21 protein-coding genes, 1 tRNA gene and 1 pseudogene are annotated in these 23,932 nt (G+C 54.2%); 20 read left to right on the top strand and 3 right to left on the bottom strand.

Annotated elements, in window-relative coordinates; translation table 11 throughout:
- Positions 1 to 76: 76 nt before the first annotated feature.
- The 8 genes from SYMBAF_RS12695 to trhA all read left to right on the top strand — a co-directional run bounded on the left by SYMBAF_RS12695 (position 77) and on the right by trhA (position 10,468).
- Positions 77 to 655 (top strand): YecA/YgfB family protein, encoded by a 579-nt coding sequence (locus SYMBAF_RS12695; protein ID WP_040266983.1) that lies wholly within the window; start codon positions 77 to 79, stop codon positions 653 to 655.
- A gap of 59 nt (positions 656 to 714) precedes the next feature.
- Positions 715 to 2,028: a Xaa-Pro aminopeptidase gene (gene pepP, locus SYMBAF_RS12690; RefSeq protein ID WP_040266978.1), complete on the top strand. Its 1,314-nt coding sequence runs from the start codon at positions 715 to 717 to the stop codon at positions 2,026 to 2,028.
- 5 nt (positions 2,029 to 2,033) lie between these two features.
- Positions 2,034 to 3,212: a 2-octaprenyl-6-methoxyphenyl hydroxylase gene (gene ubiH / locus SYMBAF_RS12685; RefSeq protein WP_040266976.1), complete on the top strand. Its 1,179-nt coding sequence runs from the start codon at positions 2,034 to 2,036 to the stop codon at positions 3,210 to 3,212.
- 53 nt (positions 3,213 to 3,265) lie between these two features.
- Positions 3,266 to 4,483, top strand: a complete 1,218-nt coding sequence (ubiI, locus tag SYMBAF_RS12680) for an FAD-dependent 2-octaprenylphenol hydroxylase (protein WP_040266974.1) — start codon at positions 3,266 to 3,268, stop codon at positions 4,481 to 4,483.
- Between the two features lie 606 nt (positions 4,484 to 5,089).
- Positions 5,090 to 6,187, top strand: coding sequence for a glycine cleavage system aminomethyltransferase GcvT (gene gcvT / locus SYMBAF_RS12675; protein ID WP_040266973.1), 1,098 nt, complete (start codon positions 5,090 to 5,092; stop codon positions 6,185 to 6,187).
- Between the two features lie 45 nt (positions 6,188 to 6,232).
- Positions 6,233 to 6,619 (top strand): glycine cleavage system protein GcvH, encoded by a 387-nt coding sequence (gene gcvH, locus SYMBAF_RS12670; RefSeq protein ID WP_040266971.1) that lies wholly within the window; start codon positions 6,233 to 6,235, stop codon positions 6,617 to 6,619.
- Positions 6,620 to 6,701: 82 nt separating this feature from the next.
- Positions 6,702 to 9,569 carry an aminomethyl-transferring glycine dehydrogenase gene (gene gcvP / locus SYMBAF_RS12665; protein WP_040266969.1) on the top strand — a complete coding sequence of 956 codons (2,868 nt, stop codon included), beginning with the start codon at positions 6,702 to 6,704 and terminating at the stop codon, positions 9,567 to 9,569.
- Positions 9,570 to 9,793: 224 nt separating this feature from the next.
- Positions 9,794 to 10,468: a PAQR family membrane homeostasis protein TrhA gene (gene trhA / locus SYMBAF_RS12660; protein ID WP_040266967.1), complete on the top strand. Its 675-nt coding sequence runs from the start codon at positions 9,794 to 9,796 to the stop codon at positions 10,466 to 10,468.
- A 279-nt stretch (positions 10,469 to 10,747) separates the two neighbouring features.
- On the opposite strand, the gene ygfZ is transcribed toward trhA, so the two are convergent.
- Positions 10,748 to 11,734 (bottom strand): tRNA-modifying protein YgfZ, encoded by a 987-nt coding sequence (gene ygfZ / locus SYMBAF_RS12655; RefSeq protein WP_006709289.1) that lies wholly within the window; start codon positions 11,732 to 11,734, stop codon positions 10,748 to 10,750.
- Positions 11,735 to 12,066: 332 nt separating this feature from the next.
- On the opposite strand from ygfZ, the gene sdhE reads away from it, so the two are divergent.
- Together sdhE and SYMBAF_RS12645 are read left to right on the top strand one after the other, a co-directional pair.
- Positions 12,067 to 12,333, top strand: coding sequence for an FAD assembly factor SdhE (sdhE, locus tag SYMBAF_RS12650; protein WP_006709290.1), 267 nt, complete (start codon positions 12,067 to 12,069; stop codon positions 12,331 to 12,333).
- Complete coding sequence (locus SYMBAF_RS12645; protein WP_040266965.1) at positions 12,314 to 12,736, top strand: protein YgfX; 423 nt, start codon at positions 12,314 to 12,316, stop codon at positions 12,734 to 12,736. Before sdhE ends, SYMBAF_RS12645 begins: the two co-directional genes overlap by 20 nt.
- Positions 12,737 to 12,881: 145 nt before the next feature.
- Here SYMBAF_RS12645 and fldB read toward each other — a convergent pair whose 3' ends face one another.
- On the bottom strand, positions 12,882 to 13,400 hold the full coding sequence (fldB, locus tag SYMBAF_RS12640) for a flavodoxin FldB (RefSeq protein ID WP_040266964.1): 519 nt from the start codon (positions 13,398 to 13,400) through the stop codon (positions 12,882 to 12,884).
- A 242-nt stretch (positions 13,401 to 13,642) separates the two neighbouring features.
- Between fldB and xerD the strand changes: the two genes are divergently transcribed.
- The 6 genes from xerD to SYMBAF_RS12610 all read left to right on the top strand — a co-directional run bounded on the left by xerD (position 13,643) and on the right by SYMBAF_RS12610 (position 20,031).
- A complete protein-coding gene (gene xerD, locus SYMBAF_RS12635; protein WP_006709292.1) occupies positions 13,643 to 14,542 on the top strand; it encodes a site-specific tyrosine recombinase XerD in 900 nt (299 codons plus the stop codon).
- Between the two features lie 12 nt (positions 14,543 to 14,554).
- Positions 14,555 to 15,271: a bifunctional protein-disulfide isomerase/oxidoreductase DsbC gene (dsbC, locus tag SYMBAF_RS12630; RefSeq protein WP_040266963.1), complete on the top strand. Its 717-nt coding sequence runs from the start codon at positions 14,555 to 14,557 to the stop codon at positions 15,269 to 15,271.
- 6 nt (positions 15,272 to 15,277) lie between these two features.
- Positions 15,278 to 17,008, top strand: a complete 1,731-nt coding sequence (gene recJ / locus SYMBAF_RS12625) for a single-stranded-DNA-specific exonuclease RecJ (RefSeq protein ID WP_040266962.1) — start codon at positions 15,278 to 15,280, stop codon at positions 17,006 to 17,008.
- 165 nt (positions 17,009 to 17,173) lie between these two features.
- Positions 17,174 to 18,272 (top strand): peptide chain release factor 2 gene (gene prfB / locus SYMBAF_RS12620; RefSeq protein ID WP_152609188.1). Its coding sequence is split into 2 segments (ribosomal slippage): positions 17,174 to 17,248 and positions 17,250 to 18,272, totalling 1,098 coding nucleotides; the frame shifts between segments, so codons are not numbered across the junction.
- 9 nt (positions 18,273 to 18,281) lie between these two features.
- Positions 18,282 to 19,799 carry a lysine--tRNA ligase gene (gene lysS / locus SYMBAF_RS12615; RefSeq protein ID WP_040266960.1) on the top strand — a complete coding sequence of 506 codons (1,518 nt, stop codon included), beginning with the start codon at positions 18,282 to 18,284 and terminating at the stop codon, positions 19,797 to 19,799.
- A gap of 158 nt (positions 19,800 to 19,957) precedes the next feature.
- Positions 19,958 to 20,031, top strand: a tRNA-Gly gene (locus tag SYMBAF_RS12610).
- A gap of 110 nt (positions 20,032 to 20,141) precedes the next feature.
- On the opposite strand, the gene SYMBAF_RS12605 is transcribed toward SYMBAF_RS12610, so the two are convergent.
- Positions 20,142 to 21,310 (bottom strand): IS3 family transposase gene (locus tag SYMBAF_RS12605; RefSeq protein ID WP_152609187.1). Its coding sequence is split into 2 segments (ribosomal slippage): positions 20,142 to 21,061 and positions 21,061 to 21,310, totalling 1,170 coding nucleotides; the frame shifts between segments, so codons are not numbered across the junction.
- A gap of 61 nt (positions 21,311 to 21,371) precedes the next feature.
- On the opposite strand from SYMBAF_RS12605, the gene SYMBAF_RS12600 reads away from it, so the two are divergent.
- The 4 genes and pseudogenes from SYMBAF_RS12600 to tnpC all read left to right on the top strand — a co-directional run.
- The gene (locus tag SYMBAF_RS12600; RefSeq protein ID WP_052447857.1) at positions 21,372 to 21,785 is read left to right on the top strand and encodes a hypothetical protein; all 414 of its coding nucleotides are present in this window, start codon (positions 21,372 to 21,374) and stop codon (positions 21,783 to 21,785) included.
- A gap of 750 nt (positions 21,786 to 22,535) precedes the next feature.
- Positions 22,536 to 22,742, top strand: a complete 207-nt coding sequence (tnpB, locus tag SYMBAF_RS18190) for a transposase (RefSeq protein ID WP_244986305.1) — start codon at positions 22,536 to 22,538, stop codon at positions 22,740 to 22,742.
- Positions 22,743 to 22,808: 66 nt separating this feature from the next.
- Positions 22,809 to 23,189, top strand: coding sequence for an IS66 family transposase (locus SYMBAF_RS12590; RefSeq protein ID WP_082027040.1), 381 nt, complete (start codon positions 22,809 to 22,811; stop codon positions 23,187 to 23,189).
- A pseudogene (gene tnpC, locus SYMBAF_RS12580) lies at positions 23,098 to 23,865 on the top strand (IS66 family transposase); the annotation flags it as partial. The gene SYMBAF_RS12590 and the pseudogene tnpC, both read left to right, overlap by 92 nt.
- Positions 23,866 to 23,932: the final 67 nt, after the last annotated feature.

Below are 23,932 nucleotides of genomic sequence, written 5' to 3'. Positions count from 1 at the left end.
TGCGCTTATCTGGTATAACAATGGATCTTGGTGGTAGCATAACACGAACCTATCCTGCCAACGATGACGAATGCGCATGTCTACACATAACATATTTCCAAATTATTCATCTTTGACCGTAGCCCTCAACCAGCAGGCTGTAGCGCTGACGGCGGCAGAATTGCACGGCCTGATCAGTGGCCTGCTGTGCGGTGGTAGCCGTGACGCTAGCTGGCTGGCGTTGATCCACGATCTGACCAACGACGGTGTGGCTTTCCCGCAATCACTCAGCCAGCCACTACAGCAACTGTACGAAACAACGCATAAAATGCTAGAAGATGACGGGTTTATGTTCCAGCCGCTGCTGGCGGAAGGTGAAACCGTCAGCGTGTTTGAACGCGCCGATGCACTGGCTGGCTGGGTTAACCATTTCCTGCTTGGATTGGGCATAATGCAACCGAAATTGGCGCAGGTGAAAGGTGAAGTCGGCGAGGCCATCGATGATCTGCGCAATATTGCTCAATTGGGCTATGACGAAGATGAAGATCAGGAAACGTTGAAACAGTCGCTGGAAGAGGTGGTGGAATATGTACGGGTTGCTGCCATTCTGTGCCATACCGAGTTCACCCATCAGTCGCCGATAGCGCCAGAAAACATCAAACCGATGTTGCATTGAACGTCATATTGCCGTTCCGCAGGCGGTGAACGCGGAAGGATTGATTTCAGGAGAAGGTAATGACTCAGCAGAAATTCAACACCCGCCGCCGGACGTTGTTGGCGAAAATGGCTCCGGCCAGCGCGGCGGTTATTTTCTCTGCGCCGGAAGTGACGCGTAGTGCAGATTCCAACTATCCCTACCGCCAGAACAGTGACTTTTGGTATCTGACCGGTTTCAACGAGCCGGAAGCGGTGCTGGTTTTGATCAAAAGCGACGAGACTTATAACCATAGCGTACTGTTTAACAGAGTGCGTGATCTGACATCAGAAATATGGTTTGGCCGCCGCCTGGGACAAGATGCTGCACCGGCTACATTGGGGGTGGATCGCGCGTTGCCGTTCGATGACATCAACCAACAACTGCACTTACTGCTCAATGGTCTGGATGTGGTCTACCACGCGCAGGGCGAGTATGATTATGCTGATCGGATCTTGTATGGCGCGTTGGATAAACTGCGCAAGGGGAGCCGCCAAAGCTTTCAGGTGCCGCTGACACAAACTGATTGGCGTCCATGGTTGCACGATATGCGGTTGTTCAAATCGTCGGAGGAACTGGCGATAATACGCCGCGCTGGTGAAATTAGTGCGTCAGCTCATACCCGCGCGATGAAAAAATGCCGTCCTGGTATGTTTGAATATCAACTGGAGGCGGAGATCCACCACGAATTTACCCGCCTCGGTGCCCGTTACCCGTCTTACAATACCATTGTCGGCAGCGGCGAAAACGGCTGCATCCTGCATTACACCGAGAACGAATGTGTCATGCGTGATGGCGATCTGGTACTGATCGACGCCGGCTGCGAATATCAAGGATACGCGGGTGATATTACCCGCACCTTCCCGGTGAATGGTAAGTTCAGCCAGCCGCAGCGCGCGGTGTACGACATCGTGCTAGCTGTGCAGTTGCGTGCGTTGCAGTTGTTTAAACCGGGTACCAGCATCCGCGAAGTTAACGACCAAGTGGTGCGCATCATGATTACCAGGCTGGTGGAGCTAGGGGTGATGAAGGGCGAGGTGGAACAACTGTTTGCCGAGCAGGCGCACCGTCAGTTCTACATGCATGGCTTGAGTCACTGGCTGGGCCTTGACGTGCATGATGTCGGTTCTTACGGCACGCCGAACCGCGATCGGGTGCTGGAGCCGGGCATGGTGCTGACCGTGGAGCCGGGGCTGTATATCGCGCCGGACGCGGACGTGCCAGCAGAGTATCGCGGCATCGGTATCCGCATTGAGGACGATATTCTGATCACCGCCGATGGCAATGAAAATCTGACCGCTGGCGTGGTGAAAGATGCCGCCGCCATCGAAGCGTTGATGGCGGCGGCAAGGTAGAGCGAATGAGCGTAATTATTGTTGGCGGTGGTATGGCGGGGACGACCTTGGCGCTGGCTATCTCGGTGCTAACCCAGGGCAGCATGGCGGTGGATCTGGTTGAAGCTAACCGCCCGGATGACCGTAGCCACCCAGGCTTTGATGCCCGCGCTATCGCGCTGGCGCAAGGCACCTGTCAGCAGTTGATGCGCATTGGCGTCTGGTCAGCGCTGCGCGACTGCGCCACGGCCATTACCCAGGTGCACGTTAGCGATCGCGGTCACGCTGGCTTTGTTAATTTGCATGCGCAGGATTTTCAGGTCGCTGCGCTCGGCCAGGTGATCGAACTGCACGATGCCGGTCAGCGGCTGTTCGCGCTGCTGGCGAAGGCACCTGGCGTGACGCTGCACTGCCCGGCGCGGGTGGTTGATGTAGTCCGCAGCACCGAGCAGGTAGAGGTGCTGCTGGACAGCGGCCAGCGTATCAGCGGGCAACTGCTGGTGGCGGCTGACGGTTCGCGTTCTGCGCTGGCACAGGCTTGTAATATGCAGTGGCAGCAGAGTGATTACCCGCAGTTCGCCACCATCGCTAATGTCACCACTGCGGAAGATCCACAGGGGCGCGCTTTTGAACGCTTTACCCGCTATGGGCCGCTGGCAATGCTGCCAATGTCGCAAGGCCGCAGTTCGCTGGTGTGGTGTCATGCGCGAGAACAACACGAGCAGGTTGATGCTTGGGACGATAAGCGCTTTATCAACGCGCTACAACAAGCTTTCGGCTGGCGTTTGGGGCGTATCCTAAAAGCTGGCAAACGTCATAGCTATCCGCTCAGCCTGCTGACCGCCAACCGGCACGTCAGTCACCGGTTAGCGTTGGTGGGTAATGCTGCACAGACGCTGCATCCGATCGCTGGGCAGGGGTTTAACCTCGGCCTGCGCGATGTGATGTCACTGGCGGAAACGCTGGCGGAAGCGGCGTATAATGGCGAAGATCCCGGTGGCTATGCATGGCTGAACCGTTATCAACAACGGCGGCAACAGGATCAGCAAGCCACAATTGCGGTGACCGATGGTTTGAACCGTTTGTTCGCTAACTGCTACGGTTCGCTGATCGTTGGCCGCAATCTGGGTTTGCTGGCGATGGCGCGCTTGCCAGCGATGCGCAATGCCTTCGCCAAGCGCACGTTGGGCTGGGTGGAACGTTAGACTGACATCAGCGCGCCGCCCCGTGAGGTGCGCTATTTAAGGAAATAAGCAGCATGCAATCATTTGACTTGGTTATTGCCGGTGGCGGTATGGTAGGGCTGGCGCTGGCCTGTGGTCTACAGGGCAGCGGTCTACGCATTGCGGTGCTGGAACAGCGGCAGCCGGATATGACACCGCCGCAGGAATTGCCTGCGTTACGCGTCTCAGCCATCAACGCTGCCAGTGAGTGTTTGCTGCAACATATCGGTGTCTGGCAGGACATCCTCCAACTGCGCGCCAGCACTTACCACGCGATGGAGGTGTGGGATGGTGATAGCTTCGGCAAAATCACCTTTCGCGGTGATGAGTGTGGCTTTAGCCATCTCGGCCATATTATCGAAAACTCGGTGATCCAACAGGTATTGTGGAAACGTGCCGAAAGCTTGTCTAATATCACCCTGATTACCCCAGCTGCGCTCAAACAGGTGGCTTGGGGCGAGAACGACGCTTTTATCACGCTGGAAGACGGCCGTATGTTGAGTGCCCGGTTGGTGATCGCTGCTGATGGTGCCCATTCATGGCTGCGTCAGCACGCCGACATCCCGCTGACCTTTTGGGATTATCGTCACCATGCGTTAGTAGCTACCATCCGCAGCGAAGTGCCACATCTGGCCACGGCGCGGCAGATATTCCATGGCGATGGCATTCTGGCATTCCTGCCGTTCAGCGATCCGTATCTGAGTTCGATCGTCTGGTCAGTGACGCCGCTCAATGCAGAACGGCTGAAGCAATTGTCACCGGAGCAATTTAATCGCCAATTAGCAATGGCCTTCGACATGCGGCTGGGCAATTGCCGCTTGGAGAGTGAGCGCCTGACCTTCCCGTTGACGGGACGCTATGCACGCAGTTTCGCCGCGCATCGCTTGGCGCTAGTTGGCGATGCGGCGCACACGGTGCATCCGTTGGCTGGGCAGGGGGTGAATTTGGGCTTTATGGATGCCGCAGAATTAATCTGCGAACTGCGGCGCTTACAGCACCAAGGGAAAGACATCGGCCAGCATCTGTATCTGCGCCGCTATGAACGCCGCCGCAAGCACGGTGCGGCGGTGATGTTAGCCAGTATGCAAGGTTTCCATGAGTTGTTCGACGGCCATCATTCGGTAAAAAAGTTGTTGCGTGGCATTGGCCTACGGCTGGCGGATAGCCTGCCGGGTGTCAAACCGAAACTGGTGCGTCAGGCGATGGGTCTGAATGATTTGCCGGAATGGCTGGCCAAGAGCCAATTCCAGTAGGCGTACATTGTTGCAGCCAGTTTGGATACGGACAGCGTGGAACAAGCTGAGCGTACAGAGAGTCTGTGGGGATGGTGAGCACTGCCCAGGGCCAAAATGGCAAATAAAATAGCTAATGGGATAGGTTCTTAATCTTTCTGGTCAGGCTCCCAGTGGGAGCCTATGAATTTCCCTGGTTTTCTTCAATCACCCTTCATTTGAAATAATCTCATTTCAGGTGTTTTTATCATGATTTTTTCTAATCCGCTGGTCGGCTATCAAAAGGCGGAATTCTGCGTGTGGTCACCGGTATGTTATATAACCCCGTGTTTTTTCCTGCTAATTTTTTATTTTGTGCCTTTAATCGCATTTTTTTAGTGAAAAACTCTACACACTAGCCCGGCATTTTTCTGTACCTGAACATTGTCGAGCCTATTTTAACTGATAGTTAATGGGGGCGTTCAGTGATAAGTTCAGGGAAAGGTAACGTTTGCGTTATCAGGGTTGGCCGCAATTTTGGGTTGCACCAGCGCAGCGTTTCTGCCGAGCAGTCAGTGCGCCATGGCATCAGTGGCGTATTGCGTGACTGCCCCTATCTTCTAGCGATCAAATGGAAAAAGGGAAAAGATGACAAAGCAAACCCCATTGTACGACCAGCATATGGCGTGTGGAGCGCGCATGGTAGACTTTCATGGCTGGATGATGCCATTGCACTATGGCTCACAAATTGATGAGCATCACGCCGTGCGGCAGGATGCTGGCGTGTTCGATGTCTCCCATATGACTATCGTGGATCTGCACGGAGCCTGTACCCGTGATTTCCTACGTTATCTGCTGGCGAACGATATCGCCAAGCTTACTCAACCCGGTAAAGCACTGTATACCGGCATGCTGAATGACTCCGGTGGTGTGATCGACGATCTGATCGTCTATTTCCTCGCTGAAGATTATTTTCGCCTGGTAGTGAACTCCGCCACGCGCGAAAAAGACCTGTCTTGGATCGAAGCGCATGCCGTGCCGTATAGCGTATCGCTGACGGTGCGTGACGATCTGGCGTTGATCGCGGTGCAAGGTCCACAGGCTCAAGAGCGCGCCGCCACCCTATTTACCCCGGAGCAAAAAAGCGCGGTTGAAGGCATGAAGCCGTTCTTCGGCGTACAGAGCGGGGATCTGTTTATCGCCACTACCGGCTACACCGGTGAAGCTGGTTATGAAATCGCCATGCCGAAAGAGCAGGCGGCAGGCTTCTGGCAGCAGCTACTGGCCGCAGGCGTCAAGCCAGCGGGGTTGGGAGCGCGTGACACCTTGCGTCTGGAAGCGGGCATGAACCTGTATGGTCAGGACATGGACGAAGGCGTTTCACCGTTGGCCGCCAACATGGGTTGGACCATTGCTTGGATACCGGAAGATCGTCAGTTCATCGGCCGCGCTGCCCTGGAACAGCAGCGTGAGCTGGGCAGCGAACAACTGGTCGGCTTGATCATGACGGAAAAAGGCGTACTACGCCATGGGCTGCCAGTGCGTTTCACCGACGAAGTGGGGCAGACACGCCAAGGGGTGATCACCAGCGGTTCGTTCTCTCCGACTTTAGGCTTCAGCATCGCCTTGGCGCGCGTGCCTATGGGTGTCGGCGAGCAGGCTATCGTGCAGATCCGCAACCGTGAGATGCCGGTCAAGGTGACCAAACCCGGCTTTGTCCGTGCTGGCAAGTCACTGGTTCACTGATGTTTATTGATTGATTCTCTCATTTCTTTAAAGGAGTAACTGGCGATGAGCAATGTGCCAACAGAATTGAAATACGCCACCTCCCATGAATGGGTGTGTGACGCAGGTCATGGTGAATACTTGGTAGGGATCACCGAGCATGCGCAGGAATTGCTGGGCGACATGGTGTTTGTCGATTTGCCAGAAATAGGCACAATCGTCTCTGCCGGTGACGATTGTGCGGTGGCGGAATCGGTGAAAGCCGCCTCTGACATCTACGCGCCAATCAGCGGTGAAATCATTGCGGTTAACGACGCACTGGAAAGTGCACCGGAGCGGGTGAACAGCGCACCCTACGGCGAAGGCTGGCTGTTCCGTATCAAGGCGTCCGACGTCGGTGAACTGGGCAACCTGCTGGATGCTGGAGCCTATCAGGCTTCTATCGACGAGTAATCAATGTGACGCCCCAAACCTAGCGGGGCGTTTTAGCTCAGGTGATATCCCGTACCACGCAAGCATTCAGGAATGTGTAGCAATGACTCAGACACTCAGCCAACTTGAACACAGCGAAGCGTTCATTGAGCGCCACATCGGCTCTTCTGCGGAACAACAGCAGGCGTTGCTGGCAACGGTGGGCGCACGCACGCTCAGCGCGCTGATCCAACAGATTTTGCCCGCAGATATTCAGTTGCCGGAGCCGCCGCCGGTGGGCAACGCGGCCACGGAACATCAGGCATTGGCCGAACTGAAGGCGATCGCCTCGCAGAATCAGCGTTACAAATCGTACATTGGCATGGGGTACAGCGCGGTGCTGACGCCGCCGGTGATCCAGCGCAACATGTTGGAAAATCCAGGCTGGTACACCGCCTATACTCCCTATCAGCCGGAAGTGTCGCAGGGCCGTCTGGAGGCGCTGCTGAACTTCCAGACTCTGACGCGCGATCTGACCTGCTTGGATCTGGCCTCCGCCTCGCTGCTGGATGAAGCGACCGCTGCCGCTGAAGCGATGGCGCTGGCTAAACGCGCCAGCAAGCTGAAGGGGGCTAACCGTTTCTTCGTGGCGGATGACGTGCATCCACAAACGTTGGACGTGGTGCGTACCCGCGCTGCAACCTTTGGTTTCGAGGTGATTGTCGATAAAGCTGAAAAAGTGCGGGAGTGGGAAGGGGTATTCGGTGTGCTGCTACCGCAGGTGGGTACCACTGGCGAACTTCACGATTACCGCGCGCTGCTGGCCGAGCTGAAATCCCGTAACATCGTCACCAGCGTAGCCGCTGATATTATGGCGTTGGTGCTGCTGGCTGCACCGAGTGCTGATGTCGTGTTCGGTTCCGCGCAGCGCTTCGGCGTACCGATGGGCTATGGCGGGCCGCATGCGGCTTTCTTCGCTTGTCGCGATGAATTCAAACGCGCAATGCCGGGCCGTATCATCGGCGTTTCCCGCGATGCGGCTGGCAACACCGCGTTGCGCATGGCGATGCAAACGCGTGAACAGCATATCCGCCGTGAAAAGGCTAACTCGAATATTTGTACCTCGCAGGTGCTGCTGGCCAACATCGCCAGCCTGTATGCGGTGTACCATGGTGCATCGGGGCTGCAACGCATCGCCGGGCGTATCCACCGCCTGGCCGACATTCTGGCTGCTGGGTTGCAACAAACCGGTTTGACGCTGCGCCATAAAACCTGGTTCGACACCCTGACGGTTGAAGTGAAAGATAAAACGGCGCTGTTGGAACGTGCACGGAGCTTCGGTATCAATCTGCGCACTGACATTCAGGGGGCCGTGGGCATTACGCTGGACGAAGCCACCTCACGCGAAGACGTGCAAACGCTGTTTACCCTGCTGGTGGGTGACAAACACGGCCTGAATATCGACACACTGGACGCAATGGTGAGCAAAAACAGCCAGTCTATCCCGGCCAATTTGCTGCGCAAAGATCCGATCCTGACTCACCCGGTATTCAACCGCTACCACAGCGAAACCGAGATGATGCGTTACATGCACTATCTGGAGCGCAAGGATCTGGCGCTGAACCAAGCGATGATCCCGCTGGGTTCCTGCACCATGAAGCTGAATGCGGCGGCGGAAATGATCCCGATCACCTGGCCTGAATTTTCCGACCTACACCCGTTCTGCCCACCTGAGCAAGCAGCGGGTTATCAGCAGTTGATCGGCCAATTGTCGCAGTGGCTGGTGCAACTGACTGGCTATGACGCAGTTTGCATGCAGCCTAACTCTGGCGCGCAGGGTGAATACGCTGGCCTGTTGGCGATCCGTCGTTACCACGAAAGCCGCAATCAAGTGGGTCGCCATATCTGTCTGATCCCAAACTCTGCACACGGCACCAATCCTGCTTCCGCCCAGATGGCGGGTATGAGCGTAGTGGTGGTGGCCTGCGACAAAAACGGCAACATTGATCTGCACGATCTGCGTATTAAGGCGGAGCAGGCAGGCGACGCGCTGTCGTGTATCATGGTGACCTACCCATCGACTCACGGCGTGTATGAAGAAACCATCCGCGAGGTGTGCCAGATCGTGCACCAGTTCGGCGGCCAAGTTTATCTGGATGGTGCCAACATGAATGCCCAGGTAGGCATCACCACGCCGGGCTATATCGGAGCGGATGTTTCGCACCTCAATCTGCACAAAACCTTCTGCATTCCGCATGGCGGCGGCGGCCCAGGCATGGGGCCTATCGGTGTAAAAGCACACCTGGCACCGTTCGTGCCGGGCCATAGCGTGGTGCAGATCGATGGCGTGACCACCCAGCAGGGCGCAGTATCCGCAGCGCCGTTTGGCAGTGCATCGATCTTGCCAATCAGTTGGATGTACATCCGCATGATGGGGGCGGAGGGCTTGAAACAGGCCAGCCAGGTGGCGATCCTCAACGCTAACTATATCGCTACCCGCCTGAAAGACGCCTATCCGGTGCTGTATACCGGCCGCGATCATCGCGTGGCGCACGAATGCATCCTCGACATACGTCCGCTTAAAGAAGAGACCGGCATCAGTGAAATGGATATCGCTAAACGCCTGATCGACTACGGTTTCCATGCGCCGACGATGTCGTTCCCGGTTGCTGGCACATTGATGGTTGAGCCGACCGAATCGGAAAGCAAGGTGGAGCTGGATCGCTTTATCAATGCCATGCTGGCTATCCGCAGCGAGATCGACCGCGTTGCGCAAGGTGAATGGCCGCTGGGAGATAACCCGCTGGTGAATGCGCCACACGTTCAGGCGGAACTGGTCGGCGACTGGCAGCATGCTTACAGCCGTGAGCTGGCGGTGTTCCCAACCGATAGCGTACGCGAAAACAAGTACTGGCCAAGCGTCAAACGTCTGGATGACGTGTACGGCGATCGCAACCTGTTCTGTTCCTGTGTGCCAGTGAGCGAATACTAGGCTGTGCCTGCTCATTGACTGCCAGCAGCGCCATACCTACATAGCCTAATAACAGTTTCGGCAAAATTTGTATTCGGAGGGCATCGCATCATGCGGTGCTTTTTTGTGCGGCGTACCCACATTCACAGTTTTATTTTAGCCTACACGTGTACACTGGAATTATTCTTAACTTAAGCTGCGATGTGGAAATCTTGAGCAATATAGGTTTTAAAGGATTTTGCTATATGGGAAAAAAGGGCATAGAAAAAATTGGCGACCAGAAAATCGCCGCCGTACCTTATCCTTGGGCGGAGGAGATTGCCAACAGCATCAGCCACGGCATTGGGCTGGTATTCGGCATTGTCGGCCTGGTACTGCTGCTGGTGCAGGCGGTGGACACTGGCGCAGACGTAACGGCCATCACCAGCTACAGCCTGTATGGCGGCAGCATGATCCTGCTGTTTCTCGCCTCCACGCTCTACCATGCTATTCCTCATCAGAAGGTGAAGCACTGGCTGAAAAAGTTTGACCACTGCGCGATTTATCTTTTGATTGCCGGGACTTACACGCCATTTTTGCTGATAGGGTTGAACTCGCCGCTGGCCAAGGGGCTGATGGCGGTAATCTGGGGGCTAGCCTTGCTGGGCGTATTGTTCAAACTGGTCTTTGCCCATCGCTTTGAAGTGCTATCGTTGGTAACTTACCTGACCATGGGCTGGCTATCGCTGATCGTGATTTATCAACTGGCGATGCATCTGGCGCTCGGCGGTGTGACTTTGTTGGCGGTTGGTGGGGCGGTCTACACCCTGGGGGTGATTTTCTACGCCTCTAAGCGCATCCGTTTCGGCCATGCCATCTGGCATGGCTTTGTGCTTGGTGGCAGTGTTTGCCACTTTATGGCTATCTACCTGTACGTTTGATCCCTGTTTTACGACCACCACATATCGTGTTGAACTCATACCTTGTTGCAGCCAGTTTGCATACGGACAGCGTGCAACAACCGACGCGTACAGGGGGTACGTGCGGTGTCCAGATGCAAAATGACAAATAAAATAGCCTAGCGGGATAGATTTCTATGTGCTGCATCACTCATCCAGCAAGCGTGATGTTACGGCTGCACTACGCCAGCTATCTGTTAATCACAGACTGTTTTGCAGTATTGGATCGCTGGCCTATGCCTGGGTTCAACATGCTAACGTCTAGGACTCCAGCTTATAGGGCAGCGGCTTGATCGCCAACTGGCTGTTGGCGTCAGCACGCACTCGCAGCTTACTGCTGGCGTCTAGATCGTTATTCATCACCACCTGTACCCACAGCGTGCCATCGGCAAGTGTGCTGGCGGCCAGCACCGTGCCGGTACGCCGCCAGTTCTCACCCAATTGCAGTTCCAGATCCTCTGCCGCCTGCGGCGTGCGCCCAGCCCTACCTTCCAGCCAGTACAGTGCGCGTTTGTTAGCACCGCGAAACTTGGCGCGTGCCACCATCTCCTGACCGGTATAGCAACCTTTGCTGAAGCTGATGCCCTGTAACGCTTGCAGGTTGGTGGCCTGGGGGATCAACTGTGCACTGTTAGCGTTGTCGATAATCGGGTAACCGGCTTCGATATCCAGCGCTAGCCATTGGCGGCTGTCGTTCAACTCCGCCTGATCATGTAGTTTGGTCACTAGCTGCTCGGCAACGGTGGTGGTAGTCACCAGCAAGAAACGCTCAGCCGGTTCGGTGAACTGTAGCAGGGTGGTATCACCTTCTTGCACCACCTGATGTTTGGCATCCGGCAAGATAGCGAAGGTACTTGCCAGCGCCGCGCGCGCCTGGAAACCGGCCACACCCAACAGTACCGCATCATTGTCGGCGGCGATGGTGACCTTGGAGAATACCGCGTACTTCTTGATTTCCGCCAATTGACTGCCCAGCACGCTGCGGCGCTCCAGATAGGCAAAGCCCTCCCCGCGATGGAAAAGGCGCAGGGTGCTCCACATTTTGCCCTTGGCATCGCAGTGGCCGCACGGCACATGCTGGTCAGCCGCCAGCGCGTCGATGTCTGCCGTCACCTGGCCCTGAAGATATTTCACCGTATCCGGCCCCTCTAGCGTTACTAACGCCCAATCTTCTAACGAGATCAGCGTCAGGGGCAGATGCGAGGAGGCGACAGGCTGACGAGGTGGGAAGGGAATGTTATAGATCATAGTAAGTTCCTGCTCAGCGTTTAGCATAGAACCTATCCCAATAGGCTACTAAATTGCCCACAATAATTGCGCCTGTTCTATTGGGATAGGTTCTCAGGTGTGTTTCCCCATGGTAAAAGAGGTGGCGAGCTTTGCAAACTGTTATTCGCGTTTGCATCTCCAGTAGCGCTTTTTGGGATATTGAGCGCTTTAGAACATTTTCCGCTGAGAACGTCCTTCACGATGGTGATATCAAATTGTTATTCTAAAGCTTACGGTCAAGGGGCATCCTTTGTCGCTCGTTTTATATCGCGATGGCAGCGCCACGCAGAAAAGAGGTGAGTCATAACAATATGGATATTAACAACAAAGCACGCATCCATTGGGCCTGCCGCCGTGGCATGCGTGAGCTGGACATCTCCATCATGCCATTCTTCGAATATGAGTATGACCAACTAAATGATACTGACAAGGCACTGTTTATCCGCCTGCTAGAGTGCGATGATCCCGATCTGTTTAACTGGCTGATGAACCATGGCGCACCTGAGGACAGCGAACTGCAAAGAATGGTGGCTCTTATCCAGTCGCGAAATAAAGCCCGTGGCCCAGTGGCGATGTGATGTCCGCATTTCCAGGCGTACCCAATTATTCTCGTTGCTGACGCATGGCGTCCTGGTACTGCTGATCCTGATTTCGCCTTGGCCAGCAGGCTACGGGCCGATCTGGCTAGTGCTGCTGATACTGGTGGTGTTTCAAGGTATCCGCAGCCAGAAACGCCTCGCCGCAGTGCAGGGCGAGTTGCGCCTGCTGGCGGACTGGCGCATCAACTGGCATGGCCGCGAGTGGCGACTGGTGAAAAAACCTTGGATGCCGGATTACGGTATATTGCTGACACTGCACCCCATGGAGGGTAACAAGTACCAGCGGCTGTGGCTGGTTTTGGACAACATGGAGAGGGAAGAATGGCGCTATCTGCGCCAACGTCTGCTGTATCCACCAGTGAGCGATGATGAAGAAACCTGATGAAACTGATGCTCTGGCTGGTAGGGGATCAGTCAAAAATCGCTGGGACGCTGTTTCCTCCTGGAACGCTCCGCTGCTGTAACCTGAAGGTGATACGTTGGTGCTGGGAGCGGCGCTTCTGGCAAAGCTTGCACGCTCGGTATGGTTACAGCAGTGGCTCCATCTCCAGCAAGATCTGTTCACACCACTGTTGCAGACGGTCTTCACTGATGTCGAACTGATTGACTTCATCAAGCGCCAAGCCGACAAAGTGGTTACCATCGGCGCTCAGTGCTTTGGGGCTGGTGAATTCGAAGCCATCGGTTGGCCAAAAGCCGATGAACTGTACGCCTAGCGGGGCTATCTGATTGTGTAGCATGCCCAGCGCGTCCAGGAACCATTCGCCGTAACCCAACTGATCGCCCAGGCCATACATGGCGACGATTTTGCCTTTTAGTTCAAGCGTTGTCAGTTGCGGCCAGATTGCCTCCCAGTCTTCTTGCAGTTCGCCGAAATCCCAGGTTGGGATACCGAGGATCAGGATCGAGTAGTCTTCCATCAGCTTGGGGGAGACGTCTTTCAGGTTATGCAGATCGACCAGGTCTTCACCTAGAATCTCGCGGATTTTTTCTGCCGCCATCTCGGTATAGCAGGTGCTGGAGCCGTAAAACAGACCCATCTTCATGTTTTAACCGTCATGTTGCCGTTGGTAGAATTGCACCGAGTATACCTGATTTGCCGCAGCTTAAGGCATAATGCCCAAAGAACAGGCTCCATGGACTTCAAGTTGCAGCTGGGCGGCAAGGGGGTAAATCCTTCCCGCGAGCAGATTTGAGCGCTGGTTGCAACGGCCCCGAAAAGTCACCCGCAGCCAAAACGCAGCGGCTTGAAGACAAAAGGCGAAAGCGCAGCATAAGAGAGGATCGCGTGCAACAGCAAGACAATGCGCAGATTGAGCAATTCCTGGATGCGCTGTGGCTTGAGCGCAATCTGGCGGAAAATACGCTAGTCTCTTACCGGCTGGATTTGCAGGCGCTGGTGGCCTGGCTTAACCATCAGAATATCACACTGCTGCAAGCGCAGGCGCTGGATCTACAGGCGTTTCTTGCCGAGCGAGTTGATGGCGGCTACAAAGCCACCAGTTCCGCGCGCTTGCTTAGCGCCATGCGTCGCCTGTTCCAGTATCTATATCGAGAGAAGCTGCGTGCCGATGACCCGACAACGCGGCTAGCCTCGCCGAAGCTGCCGCAGCGGCTGCCAAAGGATCTGAGCGAGGCGCAGATCGACGCCCTGCTGAAAGCCCCTTGCGTTGATCAGCCGATCGAATTACGCGATAAAGCGATGCTTGAAGTATTGTATGCTACCGGTCTGCGGGTTTCAGAACTGGTCGGCCTGACCATCAGCGACGTCAGCCTGCGGCAGGGCGTGGTACGGGTGATCGGCAAAGGCAACAAAGAGCGGCTGGTGCCACTGGGCGAAGAAGCTGTATATTGGATTGAGAACTATCTGGAACATGGTCGCCCGTGGCTGGTTAACAGCCAGGCGCTGGATGTGTTGTTTCCAAGCCAACGCTGCCAGCAAATGACCCGACAGACATTCTGGCATCGTATCAAACACTATGCGATCCTTGCCGGTATCGACAGCGAGCGATTGTCCCCGCATGTGTTACGGCACGCATTCGCCACCCACCTGTTGAACCATGGGGCTGATCTCCGTGTCGTACAGATGTTATTGGGACACAGCGATCTCTCTACCACGCAAATTTATACTCATGTAGCGACCGAACGACTGAAACAGCTACATCAACAACATCACCCACGCGCCTGAAGGATTGAAACAATGAAAAAAGGTTTAATGCTGCTATCTCTGCTGGTGGCTGCGGTCACCAGTGCTGCACACGCCGATGATGCGGCAATCAAAAAAGCGCTCGATAGCCTGGGCATTCAACAAGCTAATGTGCGGCCTTCATCGGTCAAGGGTTTGAAAACCGTGTTGACCGACAGCGGTGTGTTGTATGTGTCTGAAGATGGTAAACATATTCTGCATGGCCCGCTGTACGACATCAGCGGCAAAGTGCCAGTGAACGTCACCAATCAATTGCTGGTCACTCAACTAGAGGCGCTGCAAGATCAGATGATCGTCTATAAGGCACCAAAGGAAAAACACGTGATCACCGTGTTTACCGACAGCACTTGCGGTTATTGCCACAAGCTGCATCAGCAGATGCATGAGTATAATGATTTGGGCATCACCGTCCGCTATCTGGCCTTCCCGCGTCAGGGAAGGGGCTCCCAGATCGAGAAAGACATGCAGTCGATCTGGTGCAGTGCCGACAAAGCTAAGGCTTTTGACGCCGCCATGAAGGGCGATGCAGTATCTCCGGCAACCTGCAAAACCGACATCAGCAAACACTATGCGCTCGGTGTGCAGTTCGGCATTCAAGGCACCCCGGCGATCATTTTGGAAAACGGCATGATGATCCCAGGCTACCAGGGCCCCAAAGAGATGGCCGCCATGCTGGGGGCGAATCAGGTCGCGACCAAGGCGGGTGGTTAATCGCGGGTGAGTATCAAAATGCAACTCCGCCGCCGACTGGCGGCGGATGACAGCCATCTGCCTGCCAACCTGCCCCCGTTGCTACGTCGTTTGTACGCGTTGCGTGGCGTTCAGGGTGAGCAAGAACTGGAGCGTAGCGTCAAGGGCATGCTGCCTTGGCAGCAGTTAAGTGGCATCGACACCGCCGTTGGCATCCTTGAACAGGCACTGGTTGATTGCCGTAGTATCATGGTAGTGGGTGATTTTGATGCAGACGGTGCCACTAGCACCGCACTGACGGTACTGGCGCTGCGTAGCATGGGGGGGAGCGTTGATTATCTGGTACCGAACCGTTTCGAAGACGGCTACGGCCTAAGCCCCGAAGTGGTGGAACAGGCGGCAGCGCGCGGCGCTGAGCTGATCGTGACCGTCGATAACGGCGTTTCTTCTCACGCTGGCGTTGACGTGGCGCATGCCAACGGCATGCAAGTGCTGGTAACTGATCACCACCTGCCAGGTGAAACCCTGCCAGCGGCCGAAGCAATCGTTAATCCCAACTTGCGCGGCTGTGAATTCCCCTCCAAATCGCTGGCTGGCGTTGGGGTTGCTTTCTATCTGATGTTGGCACTACGCGCCCGGCTGCGAGACAGCGGCTGGTTTGCACAGCGCGCGTTGGCAACGCCCAATCTGGCGGAACTGCTGGATCTGGTGGCGCTTGGCACGGTAGCTGATGTAGTACCGCTGGACACTAACAACCGCATTCTGGTTTATCAGGGCTTGCATCGTATCCGTGCCGGCAAGTGTCGGCCAGGTATTCGCGCGCTGCTCGAAGTGGCCAAGCGCGATGCGCTGCAGTTGGTGGCCAGCGATCTCGGCTTTGCACTCGGCCCACGGCTCAATGCAGCAGGGCGGTTGGACGATATGTCGGTTGGGGTGGCGCTACTATTGAGTGATGACATCGCGCAGGCGCGCATGCTGGCTAACGATCTCGATACGCTGAATCAGACGCGGCGCGAGATTGAGCAAGGCATGCAGATAGAGGCGCTGCATCTGTGCGACCAGTTGGAACGCACCAGCACTGAATTGCCTTACGGATTAGCGATGTACCACCCAGAATGGCATCAAGGGGTAGTGGGTATTCTGGCTTCGCGCATTAAAGAGCGTTTCCACCGCCCGGTGATCGCCTTTGCCCCAGTAGGTGATGGCATCCTGAAAGGTTCTGGCCGTTCGGTGGCCGGGCTGCACATGCGTGATGCGCTGGAGCGGCTGGATATGCTAAGCCCCGGTTTGATGATGACGTTCGGTGGTCATGCGATGGCGGCTGGGCTGTCACTGGAAGAGGCCAAATTCGACGAATTTCGCCAGCGTTTTGGTGAACTGGTGGGCGAATGGCTTGATCCGGCAATGCTAGAGGGAGTTATCTGGTCTGATGGTGAGTTGTCGATGCAGGAGCTATCGCTAACCACGGCAGAACTGCTGCGCGATGGCGGCCCTTGGGGCCAAGCATTCCCGGAGCCGACTTTCGACGGTAGGTTCCGCATCCTGCAACAGCGGTTGGTGGGTGAGAAACACCTGAAGCTGATGGTGGAACCGCTCGGCGGTGGGCCGCTGCTCGACGGCATCGCCTTCAACGTAGACACCACGCTATGGCCGGACAGCAGCGTGCGCGAGGTGGAACTGGCCTACAAGCTCGACATCAACGAGTTTCGTGGCAACCGCAACGTGCAATTACTGATCCAACATCTTTGGCCGCATTAGTCTTGCCGGTGGTGATCCGGGGTTGGGCAACGCAAACCCCGGCATCATTTCTGACCGCCACAAAAACCGACCAACTTGCTATAAACTGGCGGTGAGATCCGTTAGAATCAGCGATTCTAATGGCATTTAGCCATCGACGACATCAACGTAAAAGAACGCAAAACCATGTTTGAAATTAATCCGGTAAAAAACCGAATTCAGGATCTGTCCGAGCGGACTGCCGTTCTTCGGGGGTATCTTTGACTATGACGCTAAGAAGGAACGCCTAGAAGAAGTCAACGCCGAGTTGGAACAGCCTGATGTCTGGAACGAACCTGAACGTGCACAGGCACTGGGCAAAGAGCGTGCGGCGTTGGAAGCCATCGTAGCGACCATCGACCAACTGGCGCAGGGCGGCGAAGATGTCAATGGCCTACTGGAATTGGCGGTGGAAGCCGAAGATGAAGAGACCTTCAACGAAGCAGTTATCGAGCTTGATCAACTGATGGTCAAGCTCGAACGGTTGGAATTCTGCCGTATGTTTTCCGGTGAATACGACAGCGCGGACTGCTACCTGGATATTCAGGCAGGTTCCGGCGGCACCGAAGCACAAGACTGGGCCAGCATGCTGCTGCGCATGTATCTGCGCTGGGCAGAAGCCAAGGGTTTCAAGACCGAAGTAATCGAAGAGTCCGATGGCGACGTTGCGGGGCTGAAATCCGCCACCATCAAAATTATTGGTGATTACGCGTTTGGTTGGTTGCGCACTGAAACCGGTGTGCATCGCTTGGTGCGCAAAAGCCCGTTTGACTCAGGCGGCCGCCGTCATACCTCATTCAGTTCGGTGTTTATCTACCCGGAAGTGGACGACGATATCGATATTGAAATCAACCCGGCGGATCTGCGTATCGACGTTTACCGCGCCTCTGGTGCAGGTGGTCAGCATGTGAACAAAACCGAATCGGCAGTACGTATTACCCACCTGCCAACCAATATCGTAGTGCAGTGCCAAAATGACCGTTCTCAGCACAAAAACAAGGATCAAGCGTTTAAACAGTTGCGAGCCAAACTGTACGAGTTCGAAATGCAAAAGAAAAATGCTGATAAACAGACGATGGAAGACAACAAGTCCGATATCGGTTGGGGTAGCCAGATCCGTTCTTACGTGCTGGATGACTCCCGCATCAAGGATTTGCGCACCAACGTTGAAACGCGTAACACGCAAGCCGTACTGGATGGCGATCTGGATAAATTCATTGAAGCAAGTTTGAAAGCCGGGTTATAAGGAACCGAAATGTCTGAGCAACAATCACAGGGCGTCGATCAGGCGCTGGATCTCAATAACGAGTTGCAATCCCGCCGTGAGAAACTGGCTGGCCTGCGTGAAAACGGCATGGCGTTCCCGAACGATTTCCGCCGCGACACCACTTCTGACAAGCTGCACGCTGCTTACGACAACAAAGAAAACCAGGAGTTGGAAGCGCTGGGTATAGACGTTACCGTTGCTGGCCGCATGATGACCCGCCGTATTATGGGCAAGGCATCGTTCGTCACTTTGCAGGACGTGGGTGGCCGCATTCAGTTGTACGTTGCACGCGACGAACTGGCCGCAGACGTCTACAACGAGCAGTTCAAGAAGTGGGATCTGGGCGATATCATCGGTGCACGCGGTAAATTGTTCAAAACCAAGACCGGCGAACTATCGGTTCATTGCGTTGAACTGCGTCTGCTGACTAAAGCTCTGCGTCCGTTGCCGGACAAATTCCACGGCCTTGCTGACCAGGAAACCCGTTACCGCCAGCGTTATTTGGATTTGATCGCCAACGAAGGATCACGCAACACCTTCAAGGTGCGTTCTCAGATAATGGCATCGATGCGCAACTTCATGGTGGAACGCGGCTTCATGGAAGTCGAAACTCCAATGATGCAAGTGATCCCCGGCGGTGCCTCCGCACGCCCGTTCATTACCCACCACAATGCGCTGGATATTGACATGTACCTGCGTATCGCGCCAGAACTGTACCTGAAGCGTCTGGTCGTCGGCGGATTCGAACGGGTGTTCGAAATCAACCGTAACTTCCGCAACGAGGGTGTCTCGCCGCGCCATAACCCAGAGTTCACCATGATGGAACTTTACATGGCCTACGCGGATTACAACGACCTGATTGAACTGACCGAATCGCTGTTCCGTACCCTGGCCGAGAAAGTACTGGGCACCAGCTTGGTGCAGTATGGTGATGAAGTGTTCGATTTTGGCAAACCGTTTGAAAAGCTGAGCATGACCGAGGCTATCAAGAAATACCGCCCAGAAACTGATTTGGCTGATCTAGCCGATATGGGCAAAACTGTGGCTATCGCCGAATCTATCGGTATCAAGGTTGAAAAAAGCTGGGGGCTGGGCCGCGTTGTAACCGAAATCTTCGAAGAAGTGGCGGAAAGCCATCTGATTCAACCGACCTTTATCACCGAGTACCCAGCGGAAGTGTCCCCTCTTGCACGCCGCAATGACCTGAACCCAGAAATCACTGACCGTTTTGAGTTCTTCATTGGCGGCCGTGAAATTGGCAATGGTTTCTCCGAACTGAACGACGCGGAAGATCAGGCGCAGCGTTTCGCTGATCAGGTGAACGCCAAAGACGCTGGTGACGACGAAGCGATGTTCTACGACGAAGACTACGTCACTGCGCTGGAGCACGGCCTACCGCCAACCGCAGGTCTGGGCATCGGCATCGACCGTATGGTGATGCTGTTCACCAACAGCCATACCATCCGCGACGTGATTCTATTCCCGGCGATGCGCCCACAGAAATAACATCACCTAGCCTAAGCTAACCGGTGCAGGCGGCTGCACCGGCTTTTTCGCTGCCCATACTGCCCATTGCACGCCAATTGCTTAAAACATAGACAGTTATGCGCCATCTCAGCTTGCCCGGTGCTGATAACTCGCTATAATGCCTGACGCACACCGATGCGGGTGTAGTTCAATGGTAGAACGGCAGCTTCCCAAGCTGCATACGAGGGTTCGATTCCCTTCACCCGCTCCAAACTCAAGTCTCCTGAATTCCACCATATTCAATTTTTCCTAACAAGCAGTTATAGCATTCTATTAGTCAATTGAACTCAATAGTACTCCCTCAGGGTCAACCTGTAGTGGTCAACTAAAACTGGCCACCGCGTTAGAGTTTTTCCAGTATCGGTTTTCCGATTCGTTTGGTGGTAACCCACCGTTATATTCATGCGGCCTGAGCGCGCTGTAATACCCAACGATATAGTCCGTTATTGCGTGGGCTGCATCGCTGAAGTTTATGTAACCCGTCACCGGTACCCATTCGTTCTTCAGACTCCTGAAGAAGCGCTCCATTGGGCTATTATCCCAGCAGTTTCCACACCGACTCATACTCTGTCTGATCCGATACCTCCACAGTGACTGCCGGAACTGTCTGCTTGTGTAATGGCTGCCCTGATCGCTGTGGAACATCACTCCGGCTGGTTTTCCCCGGGCCTCCCACGCCATCTCCAGCGCTTTGATGGTCAGCCTGCTGTCCGGTGAGAACGACATTGCCCAGCCCACCGGTTTTCTCGCGAACAGGTCGAGAACAACGGCGAGGTAGGCCCAGCGCCTGCCTGTCCAGATATAGGTCACATCGCCACACCACACCTGATTAGGCTCTGTCACTGCGAACTGCCGCTCAAGGTGATTCGGGATAGCGATGTGTTCAAGGCCACCGCATTTATACCGATGAGTGGGCTGTTGACAACTGACCAGCCCCAGCTCTTTCATGAGCCTGCCGGCGAGCCATCGTCCCATCCTGAAGCCCTTCATGGTTGCCATAGTTGCGATACTCCTTGCGCCAGCAGAGCCATGGCTGACGCTATGCAGTTCCAGTACCTGGCTGCGTAATACAGCTCGTCTGCCATCTGGTTTTTCAGGACGGTTTTTCCAGTATTTGTAGCTGCTGCGATGAACCCCGAACACGTGGCAGAGTGTGACCACCGGATAATGCGCTCTGAGTTTCCCGATTATCGAGAACTGTTCAGGGAGTCTGACATCAAGAGCGCGGTAGCCTTTTTTAATATTTCGTTTTCCATTTCAATACGTTGTATTTTTTTCCTCAGCTCACGTATTTCAATTTGTTCAGGAGTAATGGGAGAGGCTTTAGGTATTTTTCCCTGCCGCTCATCACGCAACTGCTTCACCCATCGCGTCATTGTGGAAAGGCCGACATCCATAGCACTGGCTGCATCTGCCACGGTGTAGTTCTGGTCAACGACCAGTTGAGCGGATTCGCGTTTGAACTCTGCACTGAAATTTCTTTTTTTCATTGAAGCACCTGTAATGTCCTGAGGTGAGCATATCACCTCTGTTCAGGTGGCCAAATTCAGTGTGCCACTACAGACTGCATGGGGCTTGCAACGTGCGGGAGTTCGTATCGAGGCTACAGTTAACAATGCTATTCGCATTGTTTTAGAAAACACTCAAATTAAATTAAAAGATGATTTTTTGATAGTAAATGAGAGTGAAGTTACAATCAGGAATCGCCTAAATGTATCTTCTCAAAGTTTACGTAAACCGGAAAATATATCACTTGATGAAATTGCTATTGGGGTAGTAAGAACTATCTCTGCAAGTTTTGGCGCTACTTTTGAAGAGATTGTCAGTGCAATTTCAAGGATGCTAGGGTACAAGTCGACGAGTGCTGTGTTGAGAAGCAGAATTAAAAACTCCATTGAGATTCTAGAAAAAAATAAAACAGTAGTTCTTTATGATAACTTAATTAAACTCGCTGACCTTCATTAACGGACTTAGACATAGAAAATTTAGCAATGACATCATCAAGGCATGGTGTCATTCTAATTAAAAAAACAATAAAATAAATGGTTTTTATCTATGAATAATGAAAGGGGTCTAAAAAGTCACGTTATAAAATATATTTTATTATTTTTCCTTGCTATAGGTATGGATTTGCTATCAATTTTTTAATAGTGAAATTTTTTTGGAACCACAAATTAATGTAAAAATCCGTGAATGCCATTTAGAAAAAACTTGGGGATTTTAAGCTTCATCTTAATAGGCTATTTATTAATGGCAGCATGGTATATTGGGAAAGGTAAGTCAGTCAAAGCATTAAATGATCTGCTACACTTTATTTCCACTGCCGTTGCAGGTTATTATTTTTTATTTGATTTCAAAACCTTTAAAGATTATCACGCTCATAGGTAAGTGTCCGGCGAACTTATATTGTTAACAAAACTCTGCTGCCACATGCTGCCCTCACTCAATGCAACGACCCTGAGGTGAAGCATGGTAAACGGTATTCTCACAGTGAACGGCAACAGCCTCTCGACGCCTGGCAACACAGCGGATTAACTAAACAGCCCTCTTCCCGCTCAGTTGCCGGCCGTGATGCAGGCCTTGTCCCTATGTTAACGCCGCCGCACATCTGGCTGGTGCGGGAGCCGGTCGATATGCGTCAGGGTATCGATACCCTGACGCAATACGTTACCGACCGTCTCACCAACTCTGGCAAGGGGACGCCGCTTTTGTCTTTTGCACAAGGCACGCTCACGCATCAAAGTCCTGCGCTGGGACAAGCACGGGGGCCGGCGGTGTCTTCGTCGTCTTCGTCAGGGCCACTTTATCTGGCCCTGGCAAGGTGATGTCACCTGGATGCTGTCAACCGAGCAGGCCGACGGGTTGATGAAAGGCATCGACGGGCAGCGGGTGGATGGCCTGGATTTAACCAGTTGGAAATAACGGAAAACCATCATTAATACATTGATTATCAATGACAATACGCTATTGCACTGATAAAACAAGGGCATGAATATCGATGTAGTGCTGGCCTCACAAAACCCCGATGAACTGTGCGCTCTGGTGTTGAAATTATTCGTGAACCAAGAGCCGCAGACACAGCGAAGCCAGACACTGGCAGGCTATATCCAGCAACGGGAAGAGGCACTGAAAAATGCCCGTCAGTGGCGCTTCGGGCGTAAAAGCGAAGCCTTCCAGGGGAAACAGCGCGGGCTGTTCGATGAAGATATCGAGGCCGATGCCGCCGATATCGAGCAGCAACTGGTCACGCTGTTACCTGAGCCAAAAGCACCAAAATATCTTCGACCCCGGCAAGGGCAAAACCTCACGCGGTTATCTGTGGCTCTATATCACCGCACAAGGTGCCGAGCGGGCGATAGTGCTTTATGATTGCCAACCGGGGCGCAATGGTCAGTATGCCCGCGATGTGCTTGAGGGCTGGCGCGTTACCCTGGTGGTGGACGGTGATGCTGGTTACCAGGCGTTGTTCGGCAAGCGGCCAGGCGGTTGACACCGGGTGTTGGGCGCACGCCCGGCGCACGTTCTTCGAGCTGTTCACTGCCAACCCAAGCCCGGTGGCGAAGCTAGCTCTAGATACTATCCATGAGTTGTACAGGCTTGAGCGCAAAATCAAACATCGGTCAGCGGATAAAAAACGTCAATGGCGACAGCGCTATGCCACCCCCCGGCTGGACGCCTTCCATCAATGGCTGTTGTTGCAACAAGCGCAGACGGCCCCCAACTCCAGGTTACGCAAAGCGCTGGACTATCCCCTGAAACGCTGGTCAGCATTACTGCGTTATCTTGACGATAGCCACGTGCCCATAGATAACAATCGCATGGAAAACTGCCTCCGTCCGGTAGCCGTAGGCCGCAAGAACGGACTCTTTGCCGAGTCGTTGCGTGCCGGACAACGGATGGCAGCTATCCTGAATCTGTTGGAAACCGCCAAACTCAACGGCCACGACCCGTCTATCTGGTTGCGTGATGTGCTACCCGCTTACCCACCTGGCCCCACCATAGCCTCCAGCAACCATTACCCTACGCCGAAAACAGCTTCAGTTAATATCCGCCAGCTTATTACATTATTTTAATCACACAACGCGAGTTCGCCGTTCGGTTACCCTTTATCT

The sequence above is a fragment of the Serratia symbiotica genome, assembly GCF_000821185.2.
In the GTDB taxonomy this organism is placed as follows: domain Bacteria; phylum Pseudomonadota; class Gammaproteobacteria; order Enterobacterales; family Enterobacteriaceae; genus Serratia; species Serratia symbiotica.
The sequence above is the reverse complement of the archived record's forward strand: the minus strand, read 5'-3'. Positions and strand labels throughout refer to the sequence as shown.

Coding starts and splice junctions, on each gene's coding strand:
- SYMBAF_RS12695 (WP_040266983.1), top strand. CDS start 77: ATGTCTACACATAACATATTTCCAAATTATTCATCTTTGACCGTAGCC.
- pepP (WP_040266978.1), top strand. CDS start 715: ATGACTCAGCAGAAATTCAACACCCGCCGCCGGACGTTGTTGGCGAAA.
- ubiH (WP_040266976.1), top strand. CDS start 2,034: ATGAGCGTAATTATTGTTGGCGGTGGTATGGCGGGGACGACCTTGGCG.
- ubiI (WP_040266974.1), top strand. CDS start 3,266: ATGCAATCATTTGACTTGGTTATTGCCGGTGGCGGTATGGTAGGGCTG.
- gcvT (WP_040266973.1), top strand. CDS start 5,090: ATGACAAAGCAAACCCCATTGTACGACCAGCATATGGCGTGTGGAGCG.
- gcvH (WP_040266971.1), top strand. CDS start 6,233: ATGAGCAATGTGCCAACAGAATTGAAATACGCCACCTCCCATGAATGG.
- gcvP (WP_040266969.1), top strand. CDS start 6,702: ATGACTCAGACACTCAGCCAACTTGAACACAGCGAAGCGTTCATTGAG.
- trhA (WP_040266967.1), top strand. CDS start 9,794: ATGGGAAAAAAGGGCATAGAAAAAATTGGCGACCAGAAAATCGCCGCC.
- ygfZ (WP_006709289.1), bottom strand. CDS start 11,734: ATGATCTATAACATTCCCTTCCCACCTCGTCAGCCTGTCGCCTCCTCG.
- sdhE (WP_006709290.1), top strand. CDS start 12,067: ATGGATATTAACAACAAAGCACGCATCCATTGGGCCTGCCGCCGTGGC.
- fldB (WP_040266964.1), bottom strand. CDS start 13,400: ATGAAGATGGGTCTGTTTTACGGCTCCAGCACCTGCTATACCGAGATG.
- dsbC (WP_040266963.1), top strand. CDS start 14,555: ATGAAAAAAGGTTTAATGCTGCTATCTCTGCTGGTGGCTGCGGTCACC.
- lysS (WP_040266960.1), top strand. CDS start 18,282: ATGTCTGAGCAACAATCACAGGGCGTCGATCAGGCGCTGGATCTCAAT.
- SYMBAF_RS12590 (WP_082027040.1), top strand. CDS start 22,809: ATGAATATCGATGTAGTGCTGGCCTCACAAAACCCCGATGAACTGTGC.